20 protein-coding genes and 1 pseudogene are annotated in these 24,133 nt (G+C 63.6%); 5 read left to right on the forward strand and 16 right to left on the reverse strand.

Going from position 1 to position 24,133, the window contains the following annotated elements:
* Window positions 1–8: 8 nt before the first annotated feature.
* The 3 genes from FJ959_RS06625 to FJ959_RS06635 are packed head-to-tail and all read left to right on the forward strand — an operon-like array spanning window position 9 to window position 2,617.
* A complete protein-coding gene (locus FJ959_RS06625; RefSeq protein ID WP_140497879.1) occupies window positions 9–605 on the forward strand; it encodes a dimethylamine monooxygenase subunit DmmA family protein in 597 nt (198 codons plus the stop codon).
* The gene (locus FJ959_RS06630; RefSeq protein ID WP_140497881.1) at window positions 602–1,567 is read left to right on the forward strand and encodes a PDR/VanB family oxidoreductase; all 966 of its coding nucleotides are present in this window, start codon (window positions 602–604) and stop codon (window positions 1,565–1,567) included. The genes FJ959_RS06625 and FJ959_RS06630 overlap by 4 nt, the downstream gene beginning before the upstream one ends.
* A 9-nt stretch (window positions 1,568–1,576) precedes the next feature.
* Window positions 1,577–2,617: a DUF3445 domain-containing protein gene (locus FJ959_RS06635; RefSeq protein ID WP_140497883.1), complete on the forward strand. Its 1,041-nt coding sequence runs from the start codon at window positions 1,577–1,579 to the stop codon at window positions 2,615–2,617.
* A gap of 129 nt (window positions 2,618–2,746) precedes the next feature.
* Here FJ959_RS06635 and FJ959_RS06640 read toward each other — a convergent pair.
* Both FJ959_RS06640 and FJ959_RS06645 read right to left on the reverse strand, forming a co-directional pair.
* Window positions 2,747–3,116 (reverse strand): annotated as a pseudogene (locus FJ959_RS06640) (endonuclease domain-containing protein).
* 111 nt (window positions 3,117–3,227) lie between these two features.
* Window positions 3,228–3,950 carry an XRE family transcriptional regulator gene (locus FJ959_RS06645; protein WP_140559333.1) on the reverse strand — a complete coding sequence of 241 codons (723 nt, stop codon included), beginning with the start codon at window positions 3,948–3,950 and terminating at the stop codon, window positions 3,228–3,230.
* A 261-nt stretch (window positions 3,951–4,211) separates the two neighbouring features.
* Here FJ959_RS06645 and FJ959_RS06650 point away from each other — a divergent pair, with 261 nt between their 5' ends.
* Complete coding sequence (locus FJ959_RS06650) at window positions 4,212–5,570, forward strand: NAD(P)/FAD-dependent oxidoreductase (RefSeq protein WP_140558273.1); 1,359 nt, start codon at window positions 4,212–4,214, stop codon at window positions 5,568–5,570.
* Window positions 5,571–5,576: 6 nt separating this feature from the next.
* Here FJ959_RS06650 and FJ959_RS06655 read toward each other — a convergent pair whose 3' ends face one another.
* From FJ959_RS06655 to FJ959_RS06685, 7 genes are all read right to left on the reverse strand, one after another.
* On the reverse strand, window positions 5,577–5,954 hold the full coding sequence (locus tag FJ959_RS06655; RefSeq protein WP_140514715.1) for a GFA family protein: 378 nt from the start codon (window positions 5,952–5,954) through the stop codon (window positions 5,577–5,579).
* Between the two features lie 34 nt (window positions 5,955–5,988).
* On the reverse strand, window positions 5,989–7,971 hold the full coding sequence (locus FJ959_RS06660) for an ABC transporter permease subunit (protein WP_140629163.1): 1,983 nt from the start codon (window positions 7,969–7,971) through the stop codon (window positions 5,989–5,991).
* Window positions 7,968–9,053, reverse strand: coding sequence for a glycine betaine/L-proline ABC transporter ATP-binding protein (locus FJ959_RS06665; protein WP_140629166.1), 1,086 nt, complete (start codon window positions 9,051–9,053; stop codon window positions 7,968–7,970). The genes FJ959_RS06660 and FJ959_RS06665 overlap by 4 nt, the downstream gene beginning before the upstream one ends.
* Window positions 9,054–9,129: 76 nt before the next feature.
* Window positions 9,130–10,104 (reverse strand): ABC transporter substrate-binding protein, encoded by a 975-nt coding sequence (locus tag FJ959_RS06670; RefSeq protein ID WP_140629168.1) that lies wholly within the window; start codon window positions 10,102–10,104, stop codon window positions 9,130–9,132.
* Window positions 10,105–10,554: 450 nt separating this feature from the next.
* The gene (locus FJ959_RS06675; protein ID WP_140629171.1) at window positions 10,555–11,319 is read right to left on the reverse strand and encodes an SDR family oxidoreductase; all 765 of its coding nucleotides are present in this window, start codon (window positions 11,317–11,319) and stop codon (window positions 10,555–10,557) included.
* Between the two features lie 80 nt (window positions 11,320–11,399).
* Entirely contained in the window at window positions 11,400–12,269 is an 870-nt protein-coding gene (locus tag FJ959_RS06680; RefSeq protein ID WP_140629173.1) for a DUF427 domain-containing protein, read from the reverse strand.
* Window positions 12,270–12,442: 173 nt separating this feature from the next.
* Complete coding sequence (locus FJ959_RS06685) at window positions 12,443–14,098, reverse strand: ABC transporter substrate-binding protein (protein WP_140629176.1); 1,656 nt, start codon at window positions 14,096–14,098, stop codon at window positions 12,443–12,445.
* A gap of 114 nt (window positions 14,099–14,212) precedes the next feature.
* Here FJ959_RS06685 and FJ959_RS06690 point away from each other — a divergent pair, with 114 nt between their 5' ends.
* Complete coding sequence (locus tag FJ959_RS06690) at window positions 14,213–15,115, forward strand: LysR family transcriptional regulator (protein ID WP_140559339.1); 903 nt, start codon at window positions 14,213–14,215, stop codon at window positions 15,113–15,115.
* 22 nt (window positions 15,116–15,137) lie between these two features.
* Here FJ959_RS06690 and FJ959_RS06695 read toward each other — a convergent pair whose 3' ends face one another.
* From FJ959_RS06695 to FJ959_RS06725, 7 genes are all read right to left on the reverse strand, one after another.
* Window positions 15,138–17,189: an ABC transporter ATP-binding protein gene (locus tag FJ959_RS06695; protein WP_140629179.1), complete on the reverse strand. Its 2,052-nt coding sequence runs from the start codon at window positions 17,187–17,189 to the stop codon at window positions 15,138–15,140.
* Window positions 17,182–18,060, reverse strand: a complete 879-nt coding sequence (locus tag FJ959_RS06700; protein WP_140497909.1) for an ABC transporter permease — start codon at window positions 18,058–18,060, stop codon at window positions 17,182–17,184. Before FJ959_RS06700 ends, FJ959_RS06695 begins: the two co-directional genes overlap by 8 nt.
* The gene (locus FJ959_RS06705; protein WP_140498118.1) at window positions 18,057–19,010 is read right to left on the reverse strand and encodes an ABC transporter permease; all 954 of its coding nucleotides are present in this window, start codon (window positions 19,008–19,010) and stop codon (window positions 18,057–18,059) included. Before FJ959_RS06705 ends, FJ959_RS06700 begins: the two co-directional genes overlap by 4 nt.
* A 70-nt stretch (window positions 19,011–19,080) precedes the next feature.
* Window positions 19,081–20,745, reverse strand: coding sequence for an ABC transporter substrate-binding protein (locus FJ959_RS06710; protein WP_140497911.1), 1,665 nt, complete (start codon window positions 20,743–20,745; stop codon window positions 19,081–19,083).
* Window positions 20,746–20,978: 233 nt separating this feature from the next.
* Window positions 20,979–22,163: a mandelate racemase/muconate lactonizing enzyme family protein gene (locus tag FJ959_RS06715; protein WP_140520848.1), complete on the reverse strand. Its 1,185-nt coding sequence runs from the start codon at window positions 22,161–22,163 to the stop codon at window positions 20,979–20,981.
* Entirely contained in the window at window positions 22,160–23,266 is a 1,107-nt protein-coding gene (locus FJ959_RS06720) for a mandelate racemase/muconate lactonizing enzyme family protein (protein ID WP_140558258.1), read from the reverse strand. The genes FJ959_RS06715 and FJ959_RS06720 overlap by 4 nt, the downstream gene beginning before the upstream one ends.
* 29 nt (window positions 23,267–23,295) lie before the next feature.
* Complete coding sequence (locus tag FJ959_RS06725; protein WP_140558256.1) at window positions 23,296–23,988, reverse strand: GntR family transcriptional regulator; 693 nt, start codon at window positions 23,986–23,988, stop codon at window positions 23,296–23,298.
* Window positions 23,989–24,133 lie beyond the last annotated feature (145 nt).

Here is a 24,133-nt window from a genome sequence, read left to right on the forward strand (position 1 = left end):
AGCAGAGAATGGCAGCCAAGTCGATCATCAGCCGGCCCGTCTACGGAACCTTGTCTCCGCAGCCCGGCAAGCACCATCTTTTCATCGCCGATGCCGAGGGTGCGCTCGCGATAGCGGACATGGCCAAAACGGCTCCGGACGGGTTCTTCGACGGTGCCGAGATCGTCTTCATTCCCGGGCCGGACGACAGGCAAGTCGCCGCTCTCGAAGCGCTGAAACCGGCGCGCTTCCACCAGGCGCCGTCCTTCGCCAGTCTGCTGCCGCGGCTGAAACAGACGCTTGATAACGCGCATATGGGCCTGCGCCTCTATCTCGCCGGTACCGAAGGGCTGATCGGCCAGGCCATGCAGGTGGCGCTCGATGCCGGCATCGACCACACCGCGATCCAGACCGAACATCGCGGCTCGCTGGCGCGCCGCGTGCAGTGCGTGCATTGCAAGGGCATCACCGAGAATGTAACGACGCAACCCGCCACCTGCTCGCATTGCGGCCTGCTACTTCTGGTACGCGACCACTATTCGCGGCGGCTGGCGGCGTTCCAGGGCGTCTGCATCAATGCCGAGGATCGCAGCGAAATTCCTCCGTTCGAGGAGGTCTTCCGATGAGCACCGGCACCACCAAGCTCGACGTCGTCGTCAGCGATGTTGTGCCCGTCAACGAGCTGGTCACCCGCTTTCATTTCCGCCGCCGCGACGGCGAGCTGTTGCCGACCTTTTCAGGCGGCGCCCATGTCGTGGTCGAGATGCGCGACGGCGACCGCACAAGGCTCAATCCCTATTCGCTGATGGGCTCGCCGCTCGACACGCGCGAATACACGATCTCGATACGTCGCGACGATGTCGGCCGGGGCGGCTCGCTTTTCATGCACCGGAGCGTCAAGCCCGGCCTGGAGATGGTGATCTCCTATCCAGTCAATCTGTTCTCACTCGATCTCCGGGCGAAGAAACATTTGATGCTGGCGGGCGGCATCGGCATCACGCCCTTCATGGCCCAGACCGCGCAGTTGGCAGGCGAGGGCGGCAATTTCGAACTGCACTACACCTGCCGCACGGCTTCGCTCGGCACCTATGCCGATGTGCTGCAACAGCGCTACGGCCGCCGGGTCCGGCTCTATCACGACGACCGCGGGGAACGCATAGACCTCGACCGGCTGCTGTCGTCGCAGCCGCTCGGCACGCATCTCTATGTCTGCGGTCCGGCAGGCATGATCGGCTGGGTGCGCGAGCGCGCCGCCGCGCTTGGCTGGCCACCGGAGACCGTGCATTTCGAGCATTTCGCGGCGCCGCAACCGGGATTGCCCTTCGATGTGACGCTGGCCGTCAGCGGCAAGAGCATCCGGGTCGGCGAGCAGCAGAGCCTGCTCGAGGCGATCGAGGCGGCCGGCGTCGATCCGCCCTATCTCTGCCGCGGCGGCGTTTGCGGCCAATGCGAAACCAACGTCATCGCGTCCGACGGCAAGTTCATCCACAACGACCATTGGCTGAGCGAGGAAGATCATCGCTCCGGCTGCAAGATCATGCCGTGCGTGTCGCGCTTCGAAGGCAAATCGCTGGTCTTGGAAAGATAGGAGGCGAGCTTGGGCATCACCTTTCGCAAGGAAACGTTTCGCGACGACTTCACCTTCAGGAACAGCCCTGAGCACATCAGGCGGTTCCCGTTTCCGTTCCATGAAGACAGCTACATGTATGCGGTCAACATCGAGCCGCATGTCGTCGGTCCGAAGGGCAGCGTGCTGGAAAACCTGATAGATGTCGATGAGCACTATGTCGCCGAGATGCAGGACCGCGCTCTGGTCCTGGCCGAGGATCCGTTGCGCTGCCAGTCGCTGCCGCACATGACGCTCGCCGGCTGGGATCTGCTCGAACTTCTGATGGAGCAGCAGGCGCTGGGCTATCCCGAGCATTTCACGCTGACCCGAGACGGCGATCGCTGGCGCTGGATCAACCGGCCGCTCGGCATCGACGACACCTTCACCTTCGGCGACACAACGACGCTGCCTTACGGGCCGATGGAGTACATCACCCGCCAGAGCCAGGGCGATTTCTGCATCCTCGATCAGCGCGACGGCAATCTTTGGATGGATGCCGGAATGGTCACCACCCAGGCCGACTGGTCGCTCGATTTTGACATCGGCATGAACTTCTTCGAGTGGCACGCGCCGGTACCGCTGGCACATGAAAAGGGGATTTTCGTCAGGGCGCTGAAGTTCCTCATCAACATCCAGCAGGGCAAGCCGGCGCGTCGCCTGAACTGGACCATGACCGTCAATCCGCGCCTCGACACCAGCCCCGAGAATTATCACAAATGGGGCCCGGACCGGGCGACGGTGACGCCCGACAATGTCGGCGACAAGGTGCATCTGCGCGTCGAGTTGCAGAGCTTCTGGCGCCTGCCGCGCTCCAACGCCATCGTCTTCCCGATCCGCTGCTACCTGATCAAGATGGACGAGCTGGTGACGCAACCGAAATGGGCGCGCCGCCTGCACCGCGTCGTCCGCGACCTGCCCGAGGAGCTTGCCACCTACAAGGGGCTGACGCGGTATCGGCCAACGCTGGTGGAATGGCTATCGAAGTTGGATGATGGAAGTGCGACGTCACCGGGATTCGGGCCGGATTGATTGCTGTATTGACGCTGCCCTCCAAGCAGCCAATCTCCCCCCAAGAGGGGGAGATGCCCGGCAGGGCAGAGGGGGGCGCCGTGGAGCGCAGGCCTTGCCCAATGTCCAACCTCTAACGCTCCGCGAAACTCACCCGCCGCCCAGCCCGGCCACAATCACGACATGCTGGCAGACACTGTCGACGTCGCCGATAACATCGTCGTTCCAGAAGCGCAGGACGGTCCAGCCCCGCGCTTCGAACTTGGCGGTTCTTGCAGCGTCCAATTCCAACGCTTCGGCTTGGCCATGCTGGGAACCATCAAGCTCGACGATCAGCTTTTTTGTCCGGGCATGCAAAATCGACGATATGGCCGGCGATAGGCATCTGGCGCCGAAACCCCAGTCCCATCAACCTATGTGCCCTGATCTCATTCCAGAGCTTGAGTTCGGCGTCGGTCATCACCTTGCGCATCCTGCGCGCATTGCGGCGGTTGTTGGAGGATACGAGATTATGCGTCATCGCGGTTCGCCCCCCTCTGTCCTGCCGGACATCTCCCCCTCGAGGGGGAGATCGGATGCCACTTCGGCCTTCGCCAATCGCCAATGCTGTAAAAAAGGAAATCGAGTCCCGTTACCCCGCGCTCTGCGGATAGCAAATAATCGACAGATAGCGCATCGGCAGTTTCGTCAGCTGCTCCGGCCCGTGCGGGGCGTCGGCGTCGAAGAACAGGCTGTCGCCGGGCTTCATCGGATAGAGATTGCTGCCGTGCCGGTAAACGACCTCGCCCTCGAGCATATAGAGGAATTCCATGCCCTCGTGCTGGAAGGTCGGGAACACGTCCGAATCCTCGGTCAGCGTGATCAGATAGGGCTCGACGACGACGCCGCTGGTGTTCGAGCCGATGTGACCAAGCAGATTGTACTGGTGGCCGGCCCGCGTGCCGCGGCGCTCGACGTCCAACCCTTCGCCCGCCTTGACGAAAACGGCGCTGCGCTCCTCTTCGAAGCGGCGGAAGAAGGCGGTGACGGGAACACCCAGCGCCCGCGACAGCGCCTGCAAAGTGGTCAGCGACGGCGAGGTGATGCCGTTCTCGATCTTCGACAGCATACCCAGCGAAATGTCGGTGGCGACCGCCAGATCGGCGACAGTGATGCCGAGCTTCTTGCGGAACGCGCGCACCTCGCGGCCGATCGCCACTTCCAGCACCTTTTCACGCGTGTCGCGGATGGCGTGCGGGTTCTGGGTCAGCGGCGCGCGGATGGTCTTCCCGTCCACCGAGACCTTTGACAGCGGCTTTGCCTTTGCGCCGCCGGCTCCAGCACCGGCCTTTGGATTTGAAGCGTTTTTCGCCATGTCGCCCCCCGGACTTCGCGGATTTATTTCACTCAAGGTGAACATGTTCGGTGGCGATACATGAGCGCAGCCGCGTCGGCAAGCCGTCTTATGTCGCATGCGCCAATCCCGCGATTTCGGCCAATGCGGGTTCTTCGCCAGGAATCCGCCTTGCGCAAACGCCGTTCCCGCAGATGGCTGTTGACAGTGCCGGAGGGCCAATTACTGTCACTGCCAGTGAAATTTGTTTCGCTGGGGAAATCAAAAAATGGAGGCCCGGAAATGAACACTCGCGTTGCCGTCATCGGGGCCGGACCGTCCGGCCTGGCACAGCTCAGGGCCTTCAAGTCGGCGGCCGACAAAGGGGCAGACATTCCCGAGATCGTCTGCTTCGAAAAGCAGTCCGACTGGGGCGGCCTGTGGAACTACACATGGCGCACCGGCCTCGACGAACATGGCGATCCGGTGCACGGCTCGATGTACCGTTATCTCTGGTCGAACGGGCCGAAGGAATGCCTGGAATTCGCCGACTACACGTTCGAGGAACATTTCGGCCGGCCGATCGGCTCCTATCCCCCGCGCGCCGTGCTGTGGGACTACATCAAGGGCCGCGTCGAAAAATCAGGCGTGCGCAAATGGGTGCGGTTCAACAGCCCGGTGCGAATGGTGACCTTCTCGGACGAGACGAAGAAATTCACCGTCACCGCGCATGACCGCACCAACGACGTCACCTATTCGGAAGAGTTCGACAATGTCGTCGTCGCCTCCGGGCATTTCTCGGTGCCAAACGTTCCCTATTTCGAGGGGTTCTCGACCTTCAACGGCCGCATCCTGCACAGCCACGATTTCCGCGACGCGATGGAATTCAAGGGCAAGGACATCCTGATCATCGGACGCTCCTATTCGGCCGAGGACATCGGCTCGCAATGCTACAAATACGGCGCGAAGTCGATCACCTCGAGCTACCGCTCCAAGCCGATGGGCTTCAAATGGCCTGAGAACTGGAAAGAGGTGCCGCTGCTCCAGAAGGTCGTCGGCAAGACCGCGCATTTCAAGGATGGTTCAACCAAGGATGTCGACGCCATCATCCTGTGCACTGGCTATCTCCATTCCTTCCCCTTCCTCACCGACGACCTGAAGCTCAAGACCGCCAACCGCATGTGGCCGCTGGATCTCTATGAAGGCGTCGTTTGGGAGAAGAACCCGAAGCTTTTCTACATTGGCATGCAGGACCAGTTCTACACTTTCAACATGTTCGACGCGCAGGCTTGGTTCGCGCGCGACGTCATCATGGGCCGCATCAAGCTGCCGTCCGCGCAGGCAATGGCCGAGCACGGCGCCAGATGGCGGGCGCGCGAGGAGACGCTGGAAGACGCCGAGCAGATGATCTGGTTCCAGGGCGACTACACCAAGGAATTGATGGACCAGACCGACTATCCCGGCTTCGACGTCGAGGCGGTCAACCAGACCTTCATGGAATGGGAGCATCACAAGGTGGAAGACATCATGAGCTTCCGCGACCATTCCTACCGCTCGTTGATGACCGGCACCATGGCGCCGCTGCACCATACGCCCTGGCTGCAGGCGCTGGACGATTCGATGGAGAGCTATCTGGAGGTGAAGGGCGTCGCGGCGGAGTAGCGGCTTTCAGGCCGGCAACACGACCCAGTCGTGGCGGCTTTCGCCGTAGACGGCTTGCGTCGGCGCAGGGAAAGACGGATCGGCGAAACAGCCGACCGCGACAGCGACCGCCTCCGGTTTGCGCGACGGATACCAGAACACCGTCGAGCCACAGTTTCCGCAGAAGTGGAAAGTGACGGGAAAGCCGCTGTCGGAATTGCGCCGGAATGTCTGGGATGAGCCGTCGATGTCGATCGCGTCGGCATCGAAGAAAGCCGCGATCCCGAACGGACTGCCGGTGCGCCGCTGGCAATCCAGGCAGTGGCAAAGCGATATTTTGGCCGGCTGTTGCGGACAGCGGATCTGCAATTGGCCACAGGTGCAGCGAGCAATCCTGCTGGTCATGTCTTCCTCCCTTGATAAGTTCGCCGCTTGAGCTTTAACCCAGCCTCGCCCGTGCTTTCGCCGTCCAGGCATTGAACAGCCGGTCGGCGACGATGCCGATGAAGGCGATGGCGAGGCCCGCCACGATGCCGCGGCCGGAATCGGCCTTGGACAGCGCGATGAACACCTCCTGGCCGAGATCACGGGTGCCGACCATGGCGCAGATGATGATCATCGCCAAAGCCATCAGGATCGTCTGGTTGACGCCCAGCATGATCTCGGGCAGCGCGAGTGGCAATTGCACGCGAAAGAAAGTCTGGCGCGGCGTGCAGCCCGAAACCTTGGCCGCCTCGATCAGTGCCGGCGGCACTTGCCTGATACCGTGATTGGTGTAGCGGATCGCCGGCACCACGGCGAAGGCGATCGTTGCGATCATCGCGGTGACGTCACCGACGCGGAACAGCATCACCACCGGAATGATGAAGCAGAAGGAGGGCAGTACCTGCAGCGTATCGATGACGGGCGTGATCACCTTCTCGACGCGGTCGCTGCGCGCGGCCATCAGGCCGATCGGAATCCCGATCAGGCAAGCGACGAAGGCCGAGATGCCGCAGAGATAGACGGTCGCCATGGTCTTTTCCCACAGCCCGGTGACGGCGCAGAAGGCGGTCAGCACTGCCACCAGAGCGGCCAGGCGCAGGCCGGAAAGCTGATAGCCGGCAAGGCCGAGCAGAAATACCGCGCCCAGCCACGGAAAGCTTTCGCAGAAGGCGCGCACCGGGTTCAGCACGTTAAGGATCAGCGCCACGCGGAACGCCTCGATGACATCGAAGAAGTTGATCGTCACCCAATTCACCGCCGCTTTCCACAATGGCGCGGTGGTGAAGGTGATCGCCTTCGGCACCGCCGCAAAGGCAGGCACGAAGAGGCCAAGCAGTGTGGTGACGATCAGGATGGCGACGGCCAGCGTCAGATTGGGATAGCGCCGCCAGAAGGCGGGCTGGACTTGCCGGTGGACGTGACCTTTTGCGTGGTTGGCGGCGATGGCCTGGCTCAACCGGTCGAGCGCGACGGCCAGCGCCACGATGGCCAGCCCCGCTTCCATGGCTTCGCCGACCTTCAGCGCACGCAGCGCCAGCAACACGTCATAGCCTAGCCCGCCGGCGCCGATCATCGAGGCGATGATCACCATGTTCAGCGCCAGCATGATCACCTGGTTGACGCCGACCATCAGCGTCGGCCGCGCCGACGGCAAAAGCACGCGCCACAGTTTCTGCCGCGCCGTGCAGCCGGCCATCTCGCTGAAATCGTCGATCTCGGACGGCACCCGCGACAGGCCGAGCATCGTTGCCCGCACCATTGGCGGGGTGGCGAAGATGGCGGTGGCGATCATCGCCGAAACCGGACTGTTGCCGAACAGAAGCAGCATCGGGATGAGGTACGCGAAGGTCGGGATGGTCTGCATCAGATCGAGGGCAGGGGAGACCACCAGCCGCTCCGCCCAGGGTTTCCGCCAGGCCCAGATGCCGACGAACAATCCCGTGGCGATGCAGAATGGCACGGCGATGGAAATCAGCGCCAGCGTCAGCATGGCGCTGGTCCATTGGCCGAACAGCGCGATGTAGAGAAAACAGCCGCCGACCAGCATGCCGAGCTTGCGCCCGCCAGCCGCATGCCCGGCGACAAAGGCCGCCGCGCAGATGCCGATCCAGGACAGGCGCGGCAGCACATAGGCGTCGGCGCCGTGACCGATCTTGAAATTCTTTGCCAGAAGGTCGAGCGCGAAATCGAGCGGCACGCCGAGCACGGCAGTGATCGACCGCGTCAGCCATGACAGGTTTATCTTTATCCAGCGCATCAGGGCGCTGACCCAATCGGCGACCGGCACGATCGCCTCGGCCGGATAGTTGGCAGCCCAGGGGAGACTGTCCTGGAGCAGGAACACGACCAGCACCACGGCAAGCGCTGCGGCCCAGACCAGCAGCCGGGTCTGCGCCGGCCGCGGCCTCGTCCCACTGGCGCTTGCCGTTACTGTCATGCACCGGCTCCTGACCGCTCGATGCCGGCGAGCAGGTCGATCACCGCTTGCGGCGTGACTTCGCCGATCGGCTTGCCGCTGCCGTTGACCACCGCGAACGGTCTGCCGGCCGCGACGATGCTGGCCGAGAAGCTGGCAATCTTGGCCTCTGGCGCCACCGTGCCGCCATGCTCGGCGCCGTCGCAGGCGCGCATCAGGCTCTTCGCCGAGATCACCTTGGCGCGGTCGACGTCGCGGGTGAATTCGGCGACATAGTCTGTCGCGGGATTAACCACCAGTTCCTCCGGCGTGCCGATCTGGATGACTTCGCCATCCTTCATGATGGCAATGCGGTCGGCCAGCCTTATCGCCTCGTCGAAATCATGGGTGATGAAGACGATGGTCTTGTGCAGCATGGTTTGCAATCGCATCAGCTCGTCCTGCATCTCGCGGCGGATCAACGGGTCGAGCGCCGAGAACGGCTCGTCGAGGAACCAGATCTCCGGCTTGGTCGCCAGGCTGCGGGCGATGCCGACACGCTGCTGCTGGCCGCCTGAAAGTTCGCGGGGATAGAAATGCTCGCGGCCGCGCAGGCCGACAAGCTCGATCACGTCGCGGGCGCGTGCTTCGCGCGTCGCACGGTCCTGCCCCTGGATGCTGAGCGGAAAGGCGATGTTGTCCAGCACGTTGAGATGCGGCAGCAGCGCGAAATTCTGGAACACCATGCCCATGCGATGGCGCCTGAGTTCGATGAGCGCCGCATCCGAGATCTCGAGCAGGTCCTTGCCCTCGAACTCGACCTTGCCGTGCGTCGGCTCGACCAGACGCGACATGCAGCGCACCAGGGTCGACTTGCCCGACCCCGAGAGCCCCATGATGGTGAAGACCTCGCCCTGGCGGATTTCAAGATCGACGCCGCGTACCGCCCCGACCAGTCCGGCAGCGGCGACATCGGCCATGCTGGCCTTGCCGTCGCGCTCGCGGATGAAACTGGCCGCGTTCGAACCGAACAGTTTCCAGACATTGCGGCAAGCCAGCTTTATCGGGCGGGCATCCTTTGGCGCGCCCGCAACGTTTGATCCCGGTTCGGTCTTGTCAAGCATTCAAGCGTCCTTCTGGAATATCGACGATTGAGACCCGGCCGATCGACGGCCGGGTCTCATTCTCCAGTCGGAGCGATCACTGTGCCCAGGCTTTCCAGTCGGCTTCGTGGGCGGCGATCCAGGCGGCGGCGACGTCCTCCGGCGTCTTGCCGCCGAGGTCGATCTCGCCGCTCATCTTGTTGAGCTCGTCGGTGTCGACCGTGTAGGCCTTGGCCACCTTGTAGGCGACGGGCCATTTGTCCTTCATGCCGTTCCAGGCATATTTCCAGATCTCGCCATGCGGCTTGCCGCAATCATATTTGGCATCGGGATTCGTGCCCCATTTCGGGTCGCTGTAGCATTCGAGCGTGTATTCGGGGAATTCGACCCACTCGCCCTTGTATTTGGCCGGCGCCCAATGCGGCGAATAGATCCACAGCATAATCGGCGCCTTGCGCTGATAGGCCGAATCCAGCTCCGCGAACATCGCCGCGTCGGTGCCGGCGTGGATGACTGTGAATGGCAATTTGAGTGCCTCGACGCGCTCGTCGTCAAAACCCTCCCAGGTCACCGGACCGCCGAGATAACGACCCTTGGGTGCCGTCTCGGCTGTCGAAAAGGCCTCGGCGCATTTCGGGTCTTTCAGCGCTTCCCAATTGGGCAAGCCGGGGCATTTCTCTTTCATATATTCGGGGAACCACCACTCTTCCTTGGCCTTGGGGCCGAGCTTGCCGAGGCGCTCGGTCTGGCCGGTGGCATCGGAAGCCTTCATCGCCTCGCCGGCGGTCGTGTCCCAGAATTCCAGGCCGACATCGAGGTCGCCATTGGTGAGACCGGTGGTCAGGCTGGAGAGGTAATCGGCGGTCGGATATTCGACGGTGTAGCCGAGCTTTTCGAGAATGCCGCCGAGAATCTTGGCGTTGAGGTTGACGCTGGTCCAGTCGAACAGCGCGATCTTGATGGGGTCGTTGGATTCAGGGGCTGCGGCGTGGACGGAAAGCGTTGGCAGGCTCAGTGCCGCGAGCGCGGCGGCGCCCAGGGACAGTTTAGAAACTCTGCTCCGAAATGACATGCTTGTTCTCCTTCAAGCTGTGACGGTTATCGTTCGTTCCCTTCTTGCGTCTTTCTGCCCTTGTTGGGTTTTTTCTTGATTGTGTTGGAAAGACCTGCCTTTGCGCAAGGCCGTTTCCGCCATCGCGCGGCCAAAACCGGCGCAGGCGGGATTGTGCTGAGTTTTTGATTTGCGGAAATGGTGCTGAGAGGGTCGGCGTCATAGCTGCCGACGCATCGCTACGACAGCGATCACCTGCCGGTCGATTGCCAGCCTTATGGCGCCCTGCAAAATGCGAGCCATCAGGGTCCCCTGACCTCGGCTATCGGCCCGGCAAGCCCCATCGCCAGGACGGTTTCATGGGATGAAATTATATATACCAACGTTCATCGCGCGCAACGACTAAGGCTTTGCTGGATGCATAATTCGGACCGCAGGCGAGGTCGCACCCAACCCACCTGCCGAGCCACCTTACCAGCAGACGTAGCCGCCATCGACGATCAGGTCGAGGCCGGTGACGAAGCTCGACGCGCGGCTGGCCAGGAACACGGTCGGCCCGACCATTTCCTCGGGCGTCGCCATGCGCCCCATCGGCGTGTCGCGCTTGAAGATCTTGATCTCCTCCGCCACCTCCGGCCTCTTGTTCATCGGCGTCAGCGTGTAGCCCGGGCTGACCACGTTGATGCGCAGGCCGCGGTCGGCCCACTCCATGGCGAGGCTCTTCGACATGTGGATGACGGCGGCCTTCGAGGAATTGTAATGCGCCTGCGTCAGCCCGCGATTGACGATGGTGCCCGACATCGAGGCGATGTTGACGATCGAGCCCTTGCGCCGCGCCAGCATCTTGCGCGCTTCGGCCTGGCAGGACAGGAACACGCCGGCGACATTGACCTCGTGCACCTTCTGCCACGTCTCCAGGGGCATCGTCTCGGCCGGCTCCGATCCGGCGATCCCGGCATTGTTGACGGCAATCGTCAGGGCGCCGAGTTCGCTCTCGACGCGGTCGGTCGCCGCCGCGAGATCGCTCTCGGACGTCACCGTGCCCGTCAGCACCAGCGCCTTGCGCCCAAGCGCGGTGATACGCTGTGCGGTCTCCTCCAGCCCGCCCTTCGATGCATGGCCGAAACAGGCGACGTCGGCGCCGGCCTGCGCCAATCCGATCGCGATTGCCTGGCCAATGCCGCTGCCGGCACCGGTAACCAGCGCGACATCGCCGTCCAGCTTGAAAAGATCCATCGAGAGTCCTCCCTGCTTCAGGGAGGGTATGCGCTGTCCCGCGTTCCGATCAAGCCTTCAGCGCGGGCATGGCGACGCGGCTAGAAATAGCCGTTGGAGGCGGCCGTGGCTTCTTTCGGGATCTCGACGCCGTCGACCAGGATCTTGTCGACCAGTTCGTGATGGAAGCAGACCAGGCCCTTGATGCGCTCCGCCTCATGCACCGGCTCCGGATAGTACCAGACGAGGTTCTCGTGGCGCTTCTTGCCCGTCGTCACGTGATAGTAGTTGGAGATGCCCTTGTAGGGGCAGCGCGAGATGTAGCGGCTGGGCGCGAACATATCGAGCCGCGTGTCGGAGATCGGCAGATAATGGCGTACCGGATGGCCGGTCTCGAACAGGAACACGCCGCGCCGTGAATCGGCGACCTGCTCGCCGTCCAGGATGACCTGCACCCGCCGTGAGGACGGCAGGCAGTCGACCCGCCGGAACGGGTCGCGGGCGTGGACGAAGATCTCCTCGTCCTCCTCATACCAATGCGTCATCTTGGGCCAGTAGAAGGACATGTAGTCCGCGATCGGCGGACAGCCCTTGACCGGGTCGAGATAGCGCCAGGCGGCATCCTCGACCAGCGTGATGCCGGTGTTGAGCGAGTAGTGCGTAGCCAGGCCCTTGAACGGATCTTCCGTCGTCGTCCTGCTCGGCAGCAGGAACTCCTCGCGCACGTCACTCATCGGGAAGTAGTAGACCGGCAGGTGATCGGATTCGTAGAACACCAGCGCCCTGGTCGTGTCGGCGACGATCATCGATCCCACTTGCACGCGCAGCCGCTTCTGCGTCGGCATGGTGAAGGCGACGTAGCCGGGCTCGAACTCATACTGCACGATCGTGTCGAGCAAGGGAAAATGCGGCCCACGGCCGCGCAAATGAGGCTTGCGAATGGTAGTCTCCCGTTTCTTTTCTTTTGTCATCGAGTGTTGGCGCAAAGCGAGATGGACCTGGATTGAGTCATCGTATCGGAGTGGGTTTCCGGGCGGCGGGCTTCTCCTGAGTCGAGCGGCTCGAACAATGGCCCCCCATCGCCCTTCGCAGCCCGCTGGCGGATAGCCTCGCCGCCCGAAATCAGAAATTGTCCATCCAGCCTCTATCCCAGCGACACCCGGTCGAGCAGCAGGCCGGCGGCGATCGGCGGCAGCCCGCTGACATTCTTGCGCACCGGCACCAGGAGGTCGGGAAAATAGCTGAAGATGACAGGCGTCTCGTCGAGCAGCAGCTTCTGGATGTCTGACGCCGCCGCGCGCTGCGCGCTGATGTCGAGCGCCTTGAGATAGGAAGTGACCATGCCGTCATAGGCTGGGCTCTTGAAATGCGCCGCGTTCCACGGACCGTCGCTGACCAGCGGGCTTTTCAGGAACACGTTCGGCACGCTGCGATGGGCGTAGTCGGTGATGCCGAGCGGGCTGTCCAGCCAGTCCGATTGACCGAACACCGCCTTGCCGTAATATTTGTCCTGGTCCTCGATGTTGAGCGAGACGCGCGCGCCGATCTCCTTGGCGAAGTTCTGGAACATCTGCGCGTAGCCGGGAATGTCGGAGTAGCGCAGCGTCGTCAGCGTGATGTCGAAGCCGCTGCCGAGGCCCACGGCTTCCATAAGCTGCTTGGCCTTGGCGATGTCCTGGGCGCGCTGCGGCACCGTTCTGTCGGTCGCGGGGAAGGCCGGCGCAAACGGGCTGTCATTGCCGGTCGCCGCCATCCCGCGGCACAGCCCATCCACCAGCTTGGAACGGTCGATGCACAGCGCCAGCGCCTGGCGCACGCGCTTGTCGGTGAAAGGCGCCATGTCGCAGCGCATGTGGAGCTGGCGGTGCGCGGTCGAGGCGACGCGCAGCACGGTGATGTCGGGGCTGTTCAGCACCACTTGGCTGACATCGAGCGGAACGGCGTCGAGAATGTCCACTTCGCCGGCCTGCAGCGCCAGGATGCGCGGCTGGACATCGCCGTAGAATTTGAACTCGAGCCGGTCGGGCAGCGCCTTCTCGCCCCAATAATCGGGGTTGCGGATGAACGTCGCGCCGACTTTCGGCGTGTAGCTCTCCAGCCGAAACGGGCCGGTGCCTTCAAAGGTCTTTTCGTAATCGCCCTTGTAGCTCGCCGGCAGGATGACGGCATTGTAGTTGTCGATCGACACCGAATAGGGAAAGCTGCCGTTCGGCACGTCGAGATGGAAGGCGACGGTGTGGTCGTCGACCTTGCGGGTGCCGCCCTTCGACAGCAGGCCCTTGAACACCGAAAGCGCGTTCGAGGCCCCGTCCGGGTCGGCCAGCCGGTCGAAGGTCGCGACGACGTCGTCGGCCTTGAAGTCCTCGCCATTGTGGAATTTCACGCCCTTGCGCAGCTTGAACGTCCAGACGCTGCCGTCCTCGTTCGGCGACCAGCTTTCCGCCAGCACCGGCTTCAGCGTGAGGTCCGGCTGTGTGACGCAGAGGAATTCGGCGGTCTGGAAAACCAGCTGGTAGCTGCCGCTGTCGTAGTAGGTGACGGGATCGATGGCCCCGCCCGGCGTCGCCACGCCGGCGCGCACCGTGCCGCCCGGTTTGCCTTCGGCGCGGGCTTCTTGCGTGCCGAGACCGGCGGCGGCGAGAAGGCTGCCCAAGAACGGCAGCGAAAGGCCGAGAACGCTGCCATGGCGCAGGAAATCGCGTCGGTCGAGCCGGCCGGCCAGCAATTCGTCGACAGCGGAATTTTCGATTGCAGTGAGATTCCGGCGGGCGATGTCGATCCTCTCGAAACGCTTCGGCATGGCTGCAATCCTCGCTTGTATTGGGGCAGGCCATCTAGTTCATCGTTGACCGCCAGCGGAAAGCGATATTTTTTGATAGGGGCCATCGGAATTTTCGATGCGGAGAGCCAAGACATGGACACCGAAAACCTGCGCAGTTTCCTGGAGATTGCCGAGCATGGCAGCTTCACCGTCGCGGCCAATCGGCTGAACCTTGCCCAGTCCACCGTCAGTGCGCGGATAAGAGTGCTGGAGGAGCAGTTGGGGCGACGGCTTTTCGTCCGCGACCGCGATGGCATCACGCTGACGCCGGCCGGCCGCCAGTTCCTGCCGCATGCGTCCGCCATCACCCGCACCTGGGAGCAATCGAGGCAGGACATCGCCGTTCCCGATGGCTATGAAACACTGCTGCGGCTGACCGCGCCCGCCTATCTGTGGGAGCGCATCACTTCGCCATGGGTCGAATGGATGCGCGCCGAGCGGCCGAACGTTGCGTTACGGCTCGAGGGCAGTTTTCCCGATCTGGCGATCGACCAACTGGCCGAAGGCCTGCTCGACATCTGCATCCTCTATCTGCCGCGGCCGCATCCCGGAATCGTTTACGAAACGCTGGCCGTCGATCAGGTCGTGCTTGTCCAGCATGCCGCGCAGACGAAGCCATGGACCGAGAATTACATACTGATGGACTGGGGGCTCGAATTCCGCATCGAGCATGATCGGGCGTTTGCCGGCATGGTCAAGCCGGCCATTTCGGCCGGCCTGGTCTTCATCGGGTTGCAGCACGTGCTGTCGCAGCAAGCCGCCGCCTATCTGCCGCTCAGCGCCGTCAGCGCCCATATCGAGCGCGGCGAAATGAAACGCGTCGCGAACACGCCCGTGTTCCAGCGGCCGATCTATCTTGCCTATCCCAGCAATCCGGCGTCGTCGGATGTGCTCGACGTGGCCTTGGCGGGATTGCGGGCACTGACGAGGGATTGGGCCGGCGAGCAGGGCTTTGCCGAGGGCGACCGGTCCTTCAGCATGGCCGGCCATCCGTGAAGGGCAGGGGCCGTATGTTCGGCTACGCCGGCTCGGTATCGACCGCTGCCGGCCTCTGCAGCCTGGCGAGTTCCGCGTAGGGAATATGGCAGCGGATCGAGTGCCCGGGTCGCGCCTCGGCCAGCGGCGGTTCCTGCTGTTCGCAGATCGGGCCGATCTTGCGTGGGCAGCGCGTGTGGAAGACACAGCCCGGCGGCGGATTGGCGGCGCTGGGGATTTCGCCGTCGAGACGGATGCGCGCCGTCTCGGTCTGGTCGAGCCTGGGCACGGCCGACAGCAGCGCTTCGGTGTAGGGATGATGCGGGCCGGAGAAGACGTCTTCCGACGGGCCGAGCTCCATGATGCGGCCGAGATAGAGCACGGCGATTTTGTCGGAGAGGTAGCGCACCACGCCAAGGTCATGCGAGATGAAGATGTAGCTGACGTCTTCCTTCGCTTGCAGATCGGCGAGCAGGTTCAGGATCGCGGCCTGCACCGACACGTCGAGCGCCGAGGTCGGCTCGTCGCACACGACGATGCGTGGATCGCCGGCGAAGGCGCGCGCTATGGCAACGCGCTGTTTCAGTCCGCCCGACAGCTGGCGCGGCTTCACGACCAGATGCCGGTCGGTCAGCCGCACCGAGCGGACGAGGTTGTCGAGGCGCGCCTCGAGCGCCTTGCCGCTCAAGCCCGCCAGCCGCTTCAGCGCGCGGCCGATCAGATGCCTTATCGAATGCGACCGGTTGAGTGCGGAGTCCGGATTCTGGAAGACGATCTGCATCGCCTTGACCTGGTCGTCGCTGCGGTCCCCCAGCCGCGGCGCCAGCGCCTTGCCCTCGAGCTCGATGCTGCCGCCGTCGTCGGGCGGCACAAGGCCGAGCAGCAGCCTGGCGAAAGTGGTCTTGCCGCTGCCGGATTCGCCGACCAGCCCGAGCGTTTCGCCCGGCCTGAGATCGAGCGACACGTCCTTCACCGCGCGCAGCGAATGGCCATGGCTGGCAAAGGTCTTGTTCAGCCCGGCGACCCGCAATACCGGCGCGGCTGCGGCTTTCGGCGCGGCGGGCGCGTCGCTGGGCGTCGCGCGCGGCAGGGATTGCGCCTTCTCGTGATAGTGGCAGCGCGACAGCCGGCCGCCCAGTTCGTAGAGCGGCGGCAACTCGTTGCGGCAGCGGTCGGTAGCGAGAGCGCAGCGGTCGGTGAAGGGGCAGCCCTTGATGTCGGCCCCGATGCCGGGCAAAAAGCCCGGGATGGTGTCGAGGCGGCCCTGGTCCTTGCGCTGGCCGCCGCGCGGCAGGCAGCGCAGCAGCGCTACCGTATAGGGATGGCGCGGATCGTTGAAGACGGCCTCCGTCGGCCCTTCCTCGACCAGCATGCCGGCATAGAGCACGCCGACGCGATCGCACATGTTGGAGACGACGGCGAGATTGTGGCTGATGAACAGGATCGAGGCCGACAATTCTTGCCGCAGCTGCGCGATCAGGTCGAGCACCTCGGCTTCGACGGTCGCGTCGAGGCCGGTCGTCGGCTCGTCCAGGATCAGCATCGAAGGATCGTTGGCCAGCGCCATGGCGATCGCCACGCGCTGCTGCATGCCGCCGGAAAGCTGGTGCGGATAGCGTTGCATGACGCTGACCGGATCGGAGATCCGCACCCGGTTCAGCATGGCGATTGCGCGATCCTCGGCTGCCTGCCCCGTTTTGCCCCCAAGCTCGAAGATCTCGGTCAGCTGGCGACCGATGCGGATCGACGGGTTCAGCGCCTTGCCGGGGTCCTGATAGACCATTGAGACGCTTTCGGCTCGCATCTTTCTGAGCGCCTCGGCATCGAGCTTCATGACGTCCTGTCCGTCGAGCGAGATCGCGCCGCCTGATATGGAACCGTTTCGCGGCAGGTAGCGCACGACGGAAAGGGCGACCGTGGATTTGCCGCAGCCGGATTCGCCGACCAGCCCATAGGCCTCGCCTTGGCCGATGGTGAGACTGAGATTGCGCAGCACCGCCCGGTTTCGGCCGGAAACACGATAAGCGACCGACAGGTCGTTGAGGTCGAGTGCGTTCTGGGCCTGCGCCTTCCGGGTCTTGGAGGGTTCAGTCATTGAAGGCTCCATGCACGCCGTCGGCCGCCAGGTTGACGCCGATCACCAGCGAGGCGATGGCGAGCGCGTCGAACAGCACGGTCCACCAGAAGCCGCCGCCGATCATGCCGTAATTGCTGGAAATCGAGAGCCCCCAGTCCGGCGACGGCGGCTGGATGCCGAAGCCCATGAAGGAAAGCGTGGCAACCGCGAAAATGGCATAACCAAGCCGCACGGTCGTTTCAACCAGGATCGGCGGAATGACGTTGGGCAGGATCTCGACGAACATCGTATGCAGCGCACTCTCATGCCTGAGCTGGGCCGCGGCGACATAGTCGAGCTCGCGCTCAGCCAGCACCGCCGAGCGCACGGTGCGCGCGATGATCGGCGCGAAGCTCAGGCCGATGACCACGATGACGGTGGTCTTGGACGTGCCGAGCGCCACGATGGCGAGCAGCGCCACGATCACCACCGGGATTGCCATGAAGGCTTCCAGGATGCGGCTGACGACATCGTCGACGATACCGCGGAAGTAACCGGTGAGCAGCCCGAGCGCCGTGCCGGCCACCGTCGCCAGCAATGTCGCCAGCGGCGCCACGGTCAGGATGTCGCGCGAGCCGACGATGACGCGCGAGAAGACGTCGCGGCCGATCTGGTCGGTGCCGAACCAGTGTTCGGCCGAAGGCGGCGCCAGCGCGTTGATGATGTCGTCGGCGAGCGGATCGTAGGGCGCGAAATGTTCGCCGAACAGCGCACAGGCGACCCAGAACAGCACGATGGTGATGCCGACGAGGAAGGTGCCGGAGCGAAGCAGCGAGGACAAAACCTCCGCCAGGGGGCTGCGCTGGCGGGTGTCGTCCTGTCTGGCGGGACTGGTCTGGACGGCGCTCATTGTTCTGACCCCAGCCGGATGCGTGGATTGAGCACGGAATAGAGGAAGTCGGCCACAAGGGTGGCCACGGCATACACGATGCCAATGGTCAGGATGCCCGATTCCAGCATCGGGAAATCCTTGCCGCGCGCAGCGGTGAAGATCAGCGAGCCGATACCCTGGTAGCGGAACAGCGTCTCGATCACCACCAGCCCGCCGATGAGATAGCCGGTCTGGGTGGCAATGACGGTGATGGTCGGCAGCAGCGCATTGCGCAGCACATGGCGCCAGATCACCGTGCGCCAGGGAAGGCCCTTGAGCACCGCGGTTCGCGTATAGTCGGAATCGAGCGCCTCGATCATGCCCGAGCGCGCCATGCGCGCGATATAGCCGAACAGCACCAGGAACAGCGGCAGCGCCGGCAGGATCAGGTAGTAAAGCTGCGTGAAGAAACCGGCATCACGCGGCCATGCCGCCGAGATCGGCAGCCAGCGCAGCCAGACACCGAAGATCAGGATCAGGATGATGCCGGTGACGAACTCCGGCAGCACCGTCACCGACAGGCCGCCAAGGCTGATGATGCGGTCGAGCGGCCGGTTGAGATTGAGAGCCGCGACGACGCCGCCAAGGATGCCGATTGGCACCACCAGCACGAAGGCGACCGCCGCCAGCTTCATCGAATTTCCCAGCGCATCGATAACGAAGGGGGCGACCGGCGAGCGGAAGATGTAGGACGTGCCCATGTCGCCCTGGACGAAGTTTGAAATCCAGCTCCAGTACTGGGCAAGCAGTGGCCGGTCGACGCCGAGCGAATGGTTGAGCGCATCGACGGCGCGCTGGTCGGCGAACGGCCCCAATATGGCGCGCCCGACATTGCCTGGAAGCACCTGGCCGCCCAGGAAGACCATGATGCTGAGCAGGAACAGCGTGACGAGCGAAAGCGAGACGCGCCGGACAAGGAAGGAGAGAATGGCTAACACTCCCTGAGTAGCCAGCTCCCGTCAGGAAGCTGGCTGTTATAGGATTGGCTTTCCCTTCCGCTCAGGCCTTCGACGCCTTTTCGAGGAACAGCTGCGACATCGCGGTCGGCTGCACGCCGGCCACGCCCTTCGCCGTCGCCGTCAGATAGTCGTAGAAATAGCCGAAGATGACCGGCGTCTCCTCGAGCAGAAGTTTCTGGATCTTGCCTGCCGTCGCCTTCTGCGCTTCGAGATCGAGGGCCGCGATATAGCTGGTCGCCAGCGCGTCGTAGTCCTTGTTCTTGAAGTGCGCCGCGTTCCATGTGCCTTCGCTCTTCAGCGGGGCGGCAAGATAGACGTTCGGCACGCCGCGGTGGCCGTAGTCGGTGATGCCCATTTCCGAGTCCAGCCAGTTCGATTTGCCGAACACGGCGTCGCCGTAATAGGCGCTCTGGTCGAGGATGTTGAGCTCGAGCTCGATGCCGATTTCCTTGACCCAGTTCTGGATGAGCTGGGCGTATTCGGGGATTTCCAGATAGCGCTCGGTGGTCAGCGTCATCTTGAAGCCCTTGCCCGCGCCCGCCGCCTCCATGAGCTGCTTGGCCTGCGCGATGTCCTGCTTGCGCTGCGGCACGCTCGCATCGGTCGAGGGATAAACCGGGGCGAACGGGCTGTCGTTGCCGGCCACGGCGCGCCCCTTCATCAGGCCCGCGACTAGCTTGTCGCGGTCCAGGCTGAGCGCGATGGCGCGGCGCACGCGCGCATCCTTCATCGGCCCGTCGTCGCAGCGCAGGTGCAGTTGCTGGTGCGCCGACGATTTCAGGCTGATGATGTCGATGTTGGGATCGTTGAGCAGCGCCACGCCAGACAGGACAGGCATCTGGTTGATGATGTCGACCTGCCCGCCCTGCAGCGCCAGGATCATTGGCTGCATGTCGGCAAAGAACGTGAATTCGGTGCGTTCCGGCAGCGCCTTCTCGCCCCAGTAGCCTTCGTTCCGGACGAAGGAAGCGCCGACCTTCGGCGTGTATTTGTCGATCTTGAAGGGCCCGGTGCCGTCGAAGCTCTTTTCGTAGTCGCCCTTGTAGCTCGCCGGCACGATGACGGCGTTGTAATTATCGGACGACACCATGTAGGGAAAGTTGCCGTTCGGGGCGTCGAGGTGGAATTCCACCGTGTAGTCGTCGACCTTCTTGCTGGCGCCCTTCGACAGGATACCGGTGAACACCGACAATGCGTTGGACGAGTTGGCCGGGTCGGCGATCCGGTCGATGCTGGCCACCACGTCGTCGGCCTTCATTTCGCCGCCTGAGTGGAACTTCACGCCCTTGCGCAGCTTGAAAGTCCACACCGAGCCGTTGTCGTTCGGCTTCCAGCTTTCAGCCAGCGCCGGCTTGAGCACGAGATCGGGGCCGTCGACGCAGAGGAACTCCGCGACTTGCTGCATGATCAGCAGGCCGCCGGCATCGGCGATGGTGACAGGGTCGATCGTCGCCGCCGGCACGCTGCTTGCGACGCGGATCGTGGCGCCTGGCGCGCCTTGCGCCCGGGCGAGCGACGGCATGGCACCGAGGCCCGCGGCCGTGGTGATGCCGCCCAGCAGCGGCAGCGACAGGCCGAGCAGGCTGCCATGGCGGATGAAGTCGCGGCGGCTGACACGGCCGTCGACGAGACCGTCGATGAGGTGATTTTCGAGCGGCGAGCGATTGCGCCGGATGAGGTCGAGAATGCGATAATTCTTGCTCATGGGTTTGACCCTTTCCCCTGTTTCTTATGGTTGACGAAAATTCGCGACTATACCGTTTCCGGTCGCCAGAGGCCTGTAGACCGGGACTGTAGCACGCGGTTTTGTCCGGTCCATCCAGTCCTTGGCGCGGACGTGCCGGTTTCTGGGCTGCACTGCTTCCTCTAGTCCGTGGCCACCCTTTCCGACCGGGATCGCGGCGGCTGGCTTCTGCTGTTGTGGCCGGCCGCCCTCATCTAGTTCAGCGGCAAACGACGGTAAGTTCCGGGCTTTGCCGGATCGTGATATTTGTTGCAGGGCCCGTTCTCGGCGAAGTCGCGATGGCAGGCAGCGAGCCGTTCTCGCGACAATGTGATGCCGAGACCGGGCCCCTCCGGCACAGGCACGACATTATTCCTCGGGCAAAACGGTCCTTCCTCGGTGATGTCGGTCGGTTGCATGCGAAACAGCGACTGGTTCGGTTCCCGTATCCAGCCGAGCGCCGCGCATAGATGCAGGTAGGCGGCGCTGCCGATGCCGCTGTCGCCGCTGTAGCACCAGAAATCGATGCCGGCGTGCTCGCAGGCGCCGACGAAGCGCAGCATGCGGCCGATGCCGCCATGCGCGGTTGGATTGCCGACGAAGGCGTCGGGCACCTTGAGGTCCATGGCGCGGGCGATGTCGATGTTGTGGGTCGAGAACGGGATCGAGCAATGGCGCCTGAGTTCGCGCATCTCCTCGATCGTCGCCACTGGATCCTCCCAATTGCGCACGCTAAGCTCTTCCAGCGGCCGCGTCAGTCGCCGGGCGGTGCTGAGCGAATAGGCCTGGTTGGAATCGATGCGGATCATTGCATCGTCGCCGAGCTTCCTGCGGATCAATTCGATCATCTTCAGCGAGATTTTTGGATCCTGCGTCGAGAACTTCCCTTCGAAGAAGGTCGTTCCGTGGGTCTCATGAAGCTCGACGCAGTAGTCGGCGACTTCCTCCGGCGTCGTCTCGCCTTTCACCCTTGGCCCGTCGCCGCGCAGCGAAAAGTAATCGGTGAACGGGATCTCCTTGCGCACGGCGCCGCCGAGCAGTTGGTAGAGCGGCTGGTTCCACACCTTGCCGCGCAGGTCCCAGAGCGCCATCTCGATCGCGCCGAAGGCCATGATGCGGGTGCGGTCGTTGATCGACTGCACGCCGGTCCAGTAGGGCAGGCAGACATGCTCGGCGCCGGCGATGTCGAAGGCGTCGCGGCCCACGAGCCGGGGTGCCAGGATGTCGTTGATGATCGCGGCTGCTGCCGGCATCGGTGCTTCGCCGAGGCCGATCAGGCCATCTTCGGTCTCCACTTCGACAATGGTCGGCGAGAAGCCGTCGAGTTCACCGAACACCCAGGCATAAGGCGCCTCGAGCCTGAGGTTGATCGGCGTCGCGTTGATGCCGCGGATTTTCACCGGCCGACCTCGAAGAAGGGCTTGCCGAGCAGATCCGGGACGACGTCGATGCCGAGGCCCGGACCATCCGGAACGCCCATGCGGCTGCCGGTGACCGGCGGCTTGTTCGACGCCGTGCGCACCGTCACCCATTCGTGGAAGGCGATGGCGTGCAGGCGGCGCTCCTGCGGCGTCGACAGCGACAGATGCGCCATGGCCGCCGTGTCGATCTCGGCGCCGCCGGTATCCTCGACGGTGATCATGAAGCCGAGGTCGACGGCGACATCGCGGATCAGCCGGGTCCTGCCGACGCCGCCGAGCCGCGAGATCTTCAGCGTCAGCCCGTCGGCCGCGCCCCGGCGATGAATTTCCAGCATGTCCTCCAGCGAGGTGACGGATTCGTCGAGCACCATCGGCTTGTCGAGCATGCGGCGCACCGACATGTTTTCCTCGATCGTCGTGCAGGGTTGCTCGAATGTGTAATCGATCGAGCGCGTCGCATCAGCGAACTGGCGCGCCTGGTAGTGCGTCCAGCCGGCATTGGCATCGCAGAAGATGACAGTGTCTTTCGGCACTGAGGCGGCGACCGCCGTGACGCGTTCGATGTCGTCGCGAACGTTGCCGCCGACCTTGACCTGCAGCCGGTGGAAGCCGTCCTGGACGATGCGCTTCGCAAGTGCGGCCATGGCATCGACGCTGCCATGGGTGACGACCTTGTAAAGCTCGGCCGTATCGCTCTCCTTGCCGCCCAGCATCGTCACCAGCGGCACGTCGGCGGCGCGCGCGGCGAGATCCCAGCAGGCCATGTCGAGCGCCGACTTGATGTAGGGATGCCCTTTGAACACGATGTCCATCAGCCGGCCGATGCCGGCGAGGCCGCGCGGGTCGTGGCCGATGAGGTGCGGGGCGATCTCCATAACGCCGGCACGGGCGCCCGCCGGGAAGGCGGCCGAATAGAAATTGCCAAGCGGCGCCATCTCGCCCCAGCCGGTGATGCCGTCATCGGAGGTGATCGATACGATCACTGCGTCGAAGGCGTCGGCGACGCGCCCCTTCGACATGCGATAGGGGCCGTCCACGAAGGGCTGCGCGACATGGTAGGCTTTGATGGTTGCGATCTGCACGTTGATGTCCGTTGTCCGCTGGGGAAGGATCAGGCGCCTTTCGACGGGCGCCGTTCGAGAGCGCGCGCGTAGGCAAGAAGCTCTTCGAAGTCGTGGTCTATATGCTCGCGGGCGTGGCGCTGGGCAGCGCGCATGTCGTCGCCCTTGAGCAGCCGCACGTAAGTCTCGTGAACGTTCTCGGCAGGCACCGCTTCGTTGCGTGCCTGCTGGTGCAGGGCAAAATACATCTGCAACCGGCTGGTCAGCCGTTGCCATGTTTCCAAAAGAACGGAATTGTCGGCCCATTCGTGAATCAGGCCATGCAGTTGCAGCGCGGTTTCGATCTGCCTTGTGGTGTCGCGGTCGCGCGTCGCCTGCTTCACCGCCTCATGGCGCCGGTCGAGCTCATCGAAAAAGCGCTGGTCGCGCAGCTCCCATGTCCGCTCGATGGCGAATTCGTCGAGCACCTTGTTGAGCGAGTAGACATCGTCGATGTCCTTGGCGGTGACATTGATGACGAAGGTGCCGGCATAGGGGATGCTGGTCAGGATACCTTCCTGCACCAGCTCGCGCATCGCTTCGCGCAAAGGCGCGCGGCTGACGCGCATCTGTTCGGAAATCCTGAGCTCGTTGAGCTTTTGGCCCGGCTCCAACTGGCCGGTTAGGATTGCCCGTCGCAGCAGCGCCACGATCTCCGCGCGTCGGGTCGTATCCGCGATTGGACTGAAATCCGCCTTTGCCATCCCGGCCACTCCCGACGAAATAAAGGCAAGACAAGCAGATTGTCGACAATCTAACAAGGACTTTTGCGGCTTTTTTCACATCGCCGGTACTGGCCGGGCGGAGCTGCTCGCAAAAGCGGCGCCCGCGACCTGTGGGAAGGCCGGG

Source organism: Mesorhizobium sp. B2-2-4, from assembly GCF_006442375.1.
GTDB lineage: Bacteria > Pseudomonadota > Alphaproteobacteria > Rhizobiales > Rhizobiaceae > Mesorhizobium.

Excerpts from the sequence above, each read along its gene's own strand:
- FJ959_RS06625 (WP_140497879.1), top strand. The coding sequence starts at position 9 with ATGGCAGCCAAGTCGATCATCAGCCGGCCCGTCTACGGAACCTTGTCT.
- FJ959_RS06630 (WP_140497881.1), top strand. The coding sequence starts at position 602 with ATGAGCACCGGCACCACCAAGCTCGACGTCGTCGTCAGCGATGTTGTG.
- FJ959_RS06645 (WP_140559333.1), bottom strand. The coding sequence starts at position 3,950 with ATGGCGAAAAACGCTTCAAATCCAAAGGCCGGTGCTGGAGCCGGCGGC.
- FJ959_RS06650 (WP_140558273.1), top strand. The coding sequence starts at position 4,212 with ATGAACACTCGCGTTGCCGTCATCGGGGCCGGACCGTCCGGCCTGGCA.
- FJ959_RS06655 (WP_140514715.1), bottom strand. The coding sequence starts at position 5,954 with ATGACCAGCAGGATTGCTCGCTGCACCTGTGGCCAATTGCAGATCCGC.
- FJ959_RS06660 (WP_140629163.1), bottom strand. The coding sequence starts at position 7,971 with ATGACAGTAACGGCAAGCGCCAGTGGGACGAGGCCGCGGCCGGCGCAG.
- FJ959_RS06665 (WP_140629166.1), bottom strand. The coding sequence starts at position 9,053 with ATGCTTGACAAGACCGAACCGGGATCAAACGTTGCGGGCGCGCCAAAG.
- FJ959_RS06670 (WP_140629168.1), bottom strand. The coding sequence starts at position 10,104 with ATGTCATTTCGGAGCAGAGTTTCTAAACTGTCCCTGGGCGCCGCCGCG.
- FJ959_RS06675 (WP_140629171.1), bottom strand. The coding sequence starts at position 11,319 with ATGGATCTTTTCAAGCTGGACGGCGATGTCGCGCTGGTTACCGGTGCC.
- FJ959_RS06680 (WP_140629173.1), bottom strand. The coding sequence starts at position 12,269 with ATGACAAAAGAAAAGAAACGGGAGACTACCATTCGCAAGCCTCATTTG.
- FJ959_RS06685 (WP_140629176.1), bottom strand. The coding sequence starts at position 14,098 with ATGCCGAAGCGTTTCGAGAGGATCGACATCGCCCGCCGGAATCTCACT.
- FJ959_RS06690 (WP_140559339.1), top strand. The coding sequence starts at position 14,213 with ATGGACACCGAAAACCTGCGCAGTTTCCTGGAGATTGCCGAGCATGGC.
- FJ959_RS06695 (WP_140629179.1), bottom strand. The coding sequence starts at position 17,189 with ATGACTGAACCCTCCAAGACCCGGAAGGCGCAGGCCCAGAACGCACTC.
- FJ959_RS06700 (WP_140497909.1), bottom strand. The coding sequence starts at position 18,060 with ATGAGCGCCGTCCAGACCAGTCCCGCCAGACAGGACGACACCCGCCAG.
- FJ959_RS06710 (WP_140497911.1), bottom strand. The coding sequence starts at position 20,745 with ATGAGCAAGAATTATCGCATTCTCGACCTCATCCGGCGCAATCGCTCG.
- FJ959_RS06725 (WP_140558256.1), bottom strand. The coding sequence starts at position 23,988 with ATGGCAAAGGCGGATTTCAGTCCAATCGCGGATACGACCCGACGCGCG.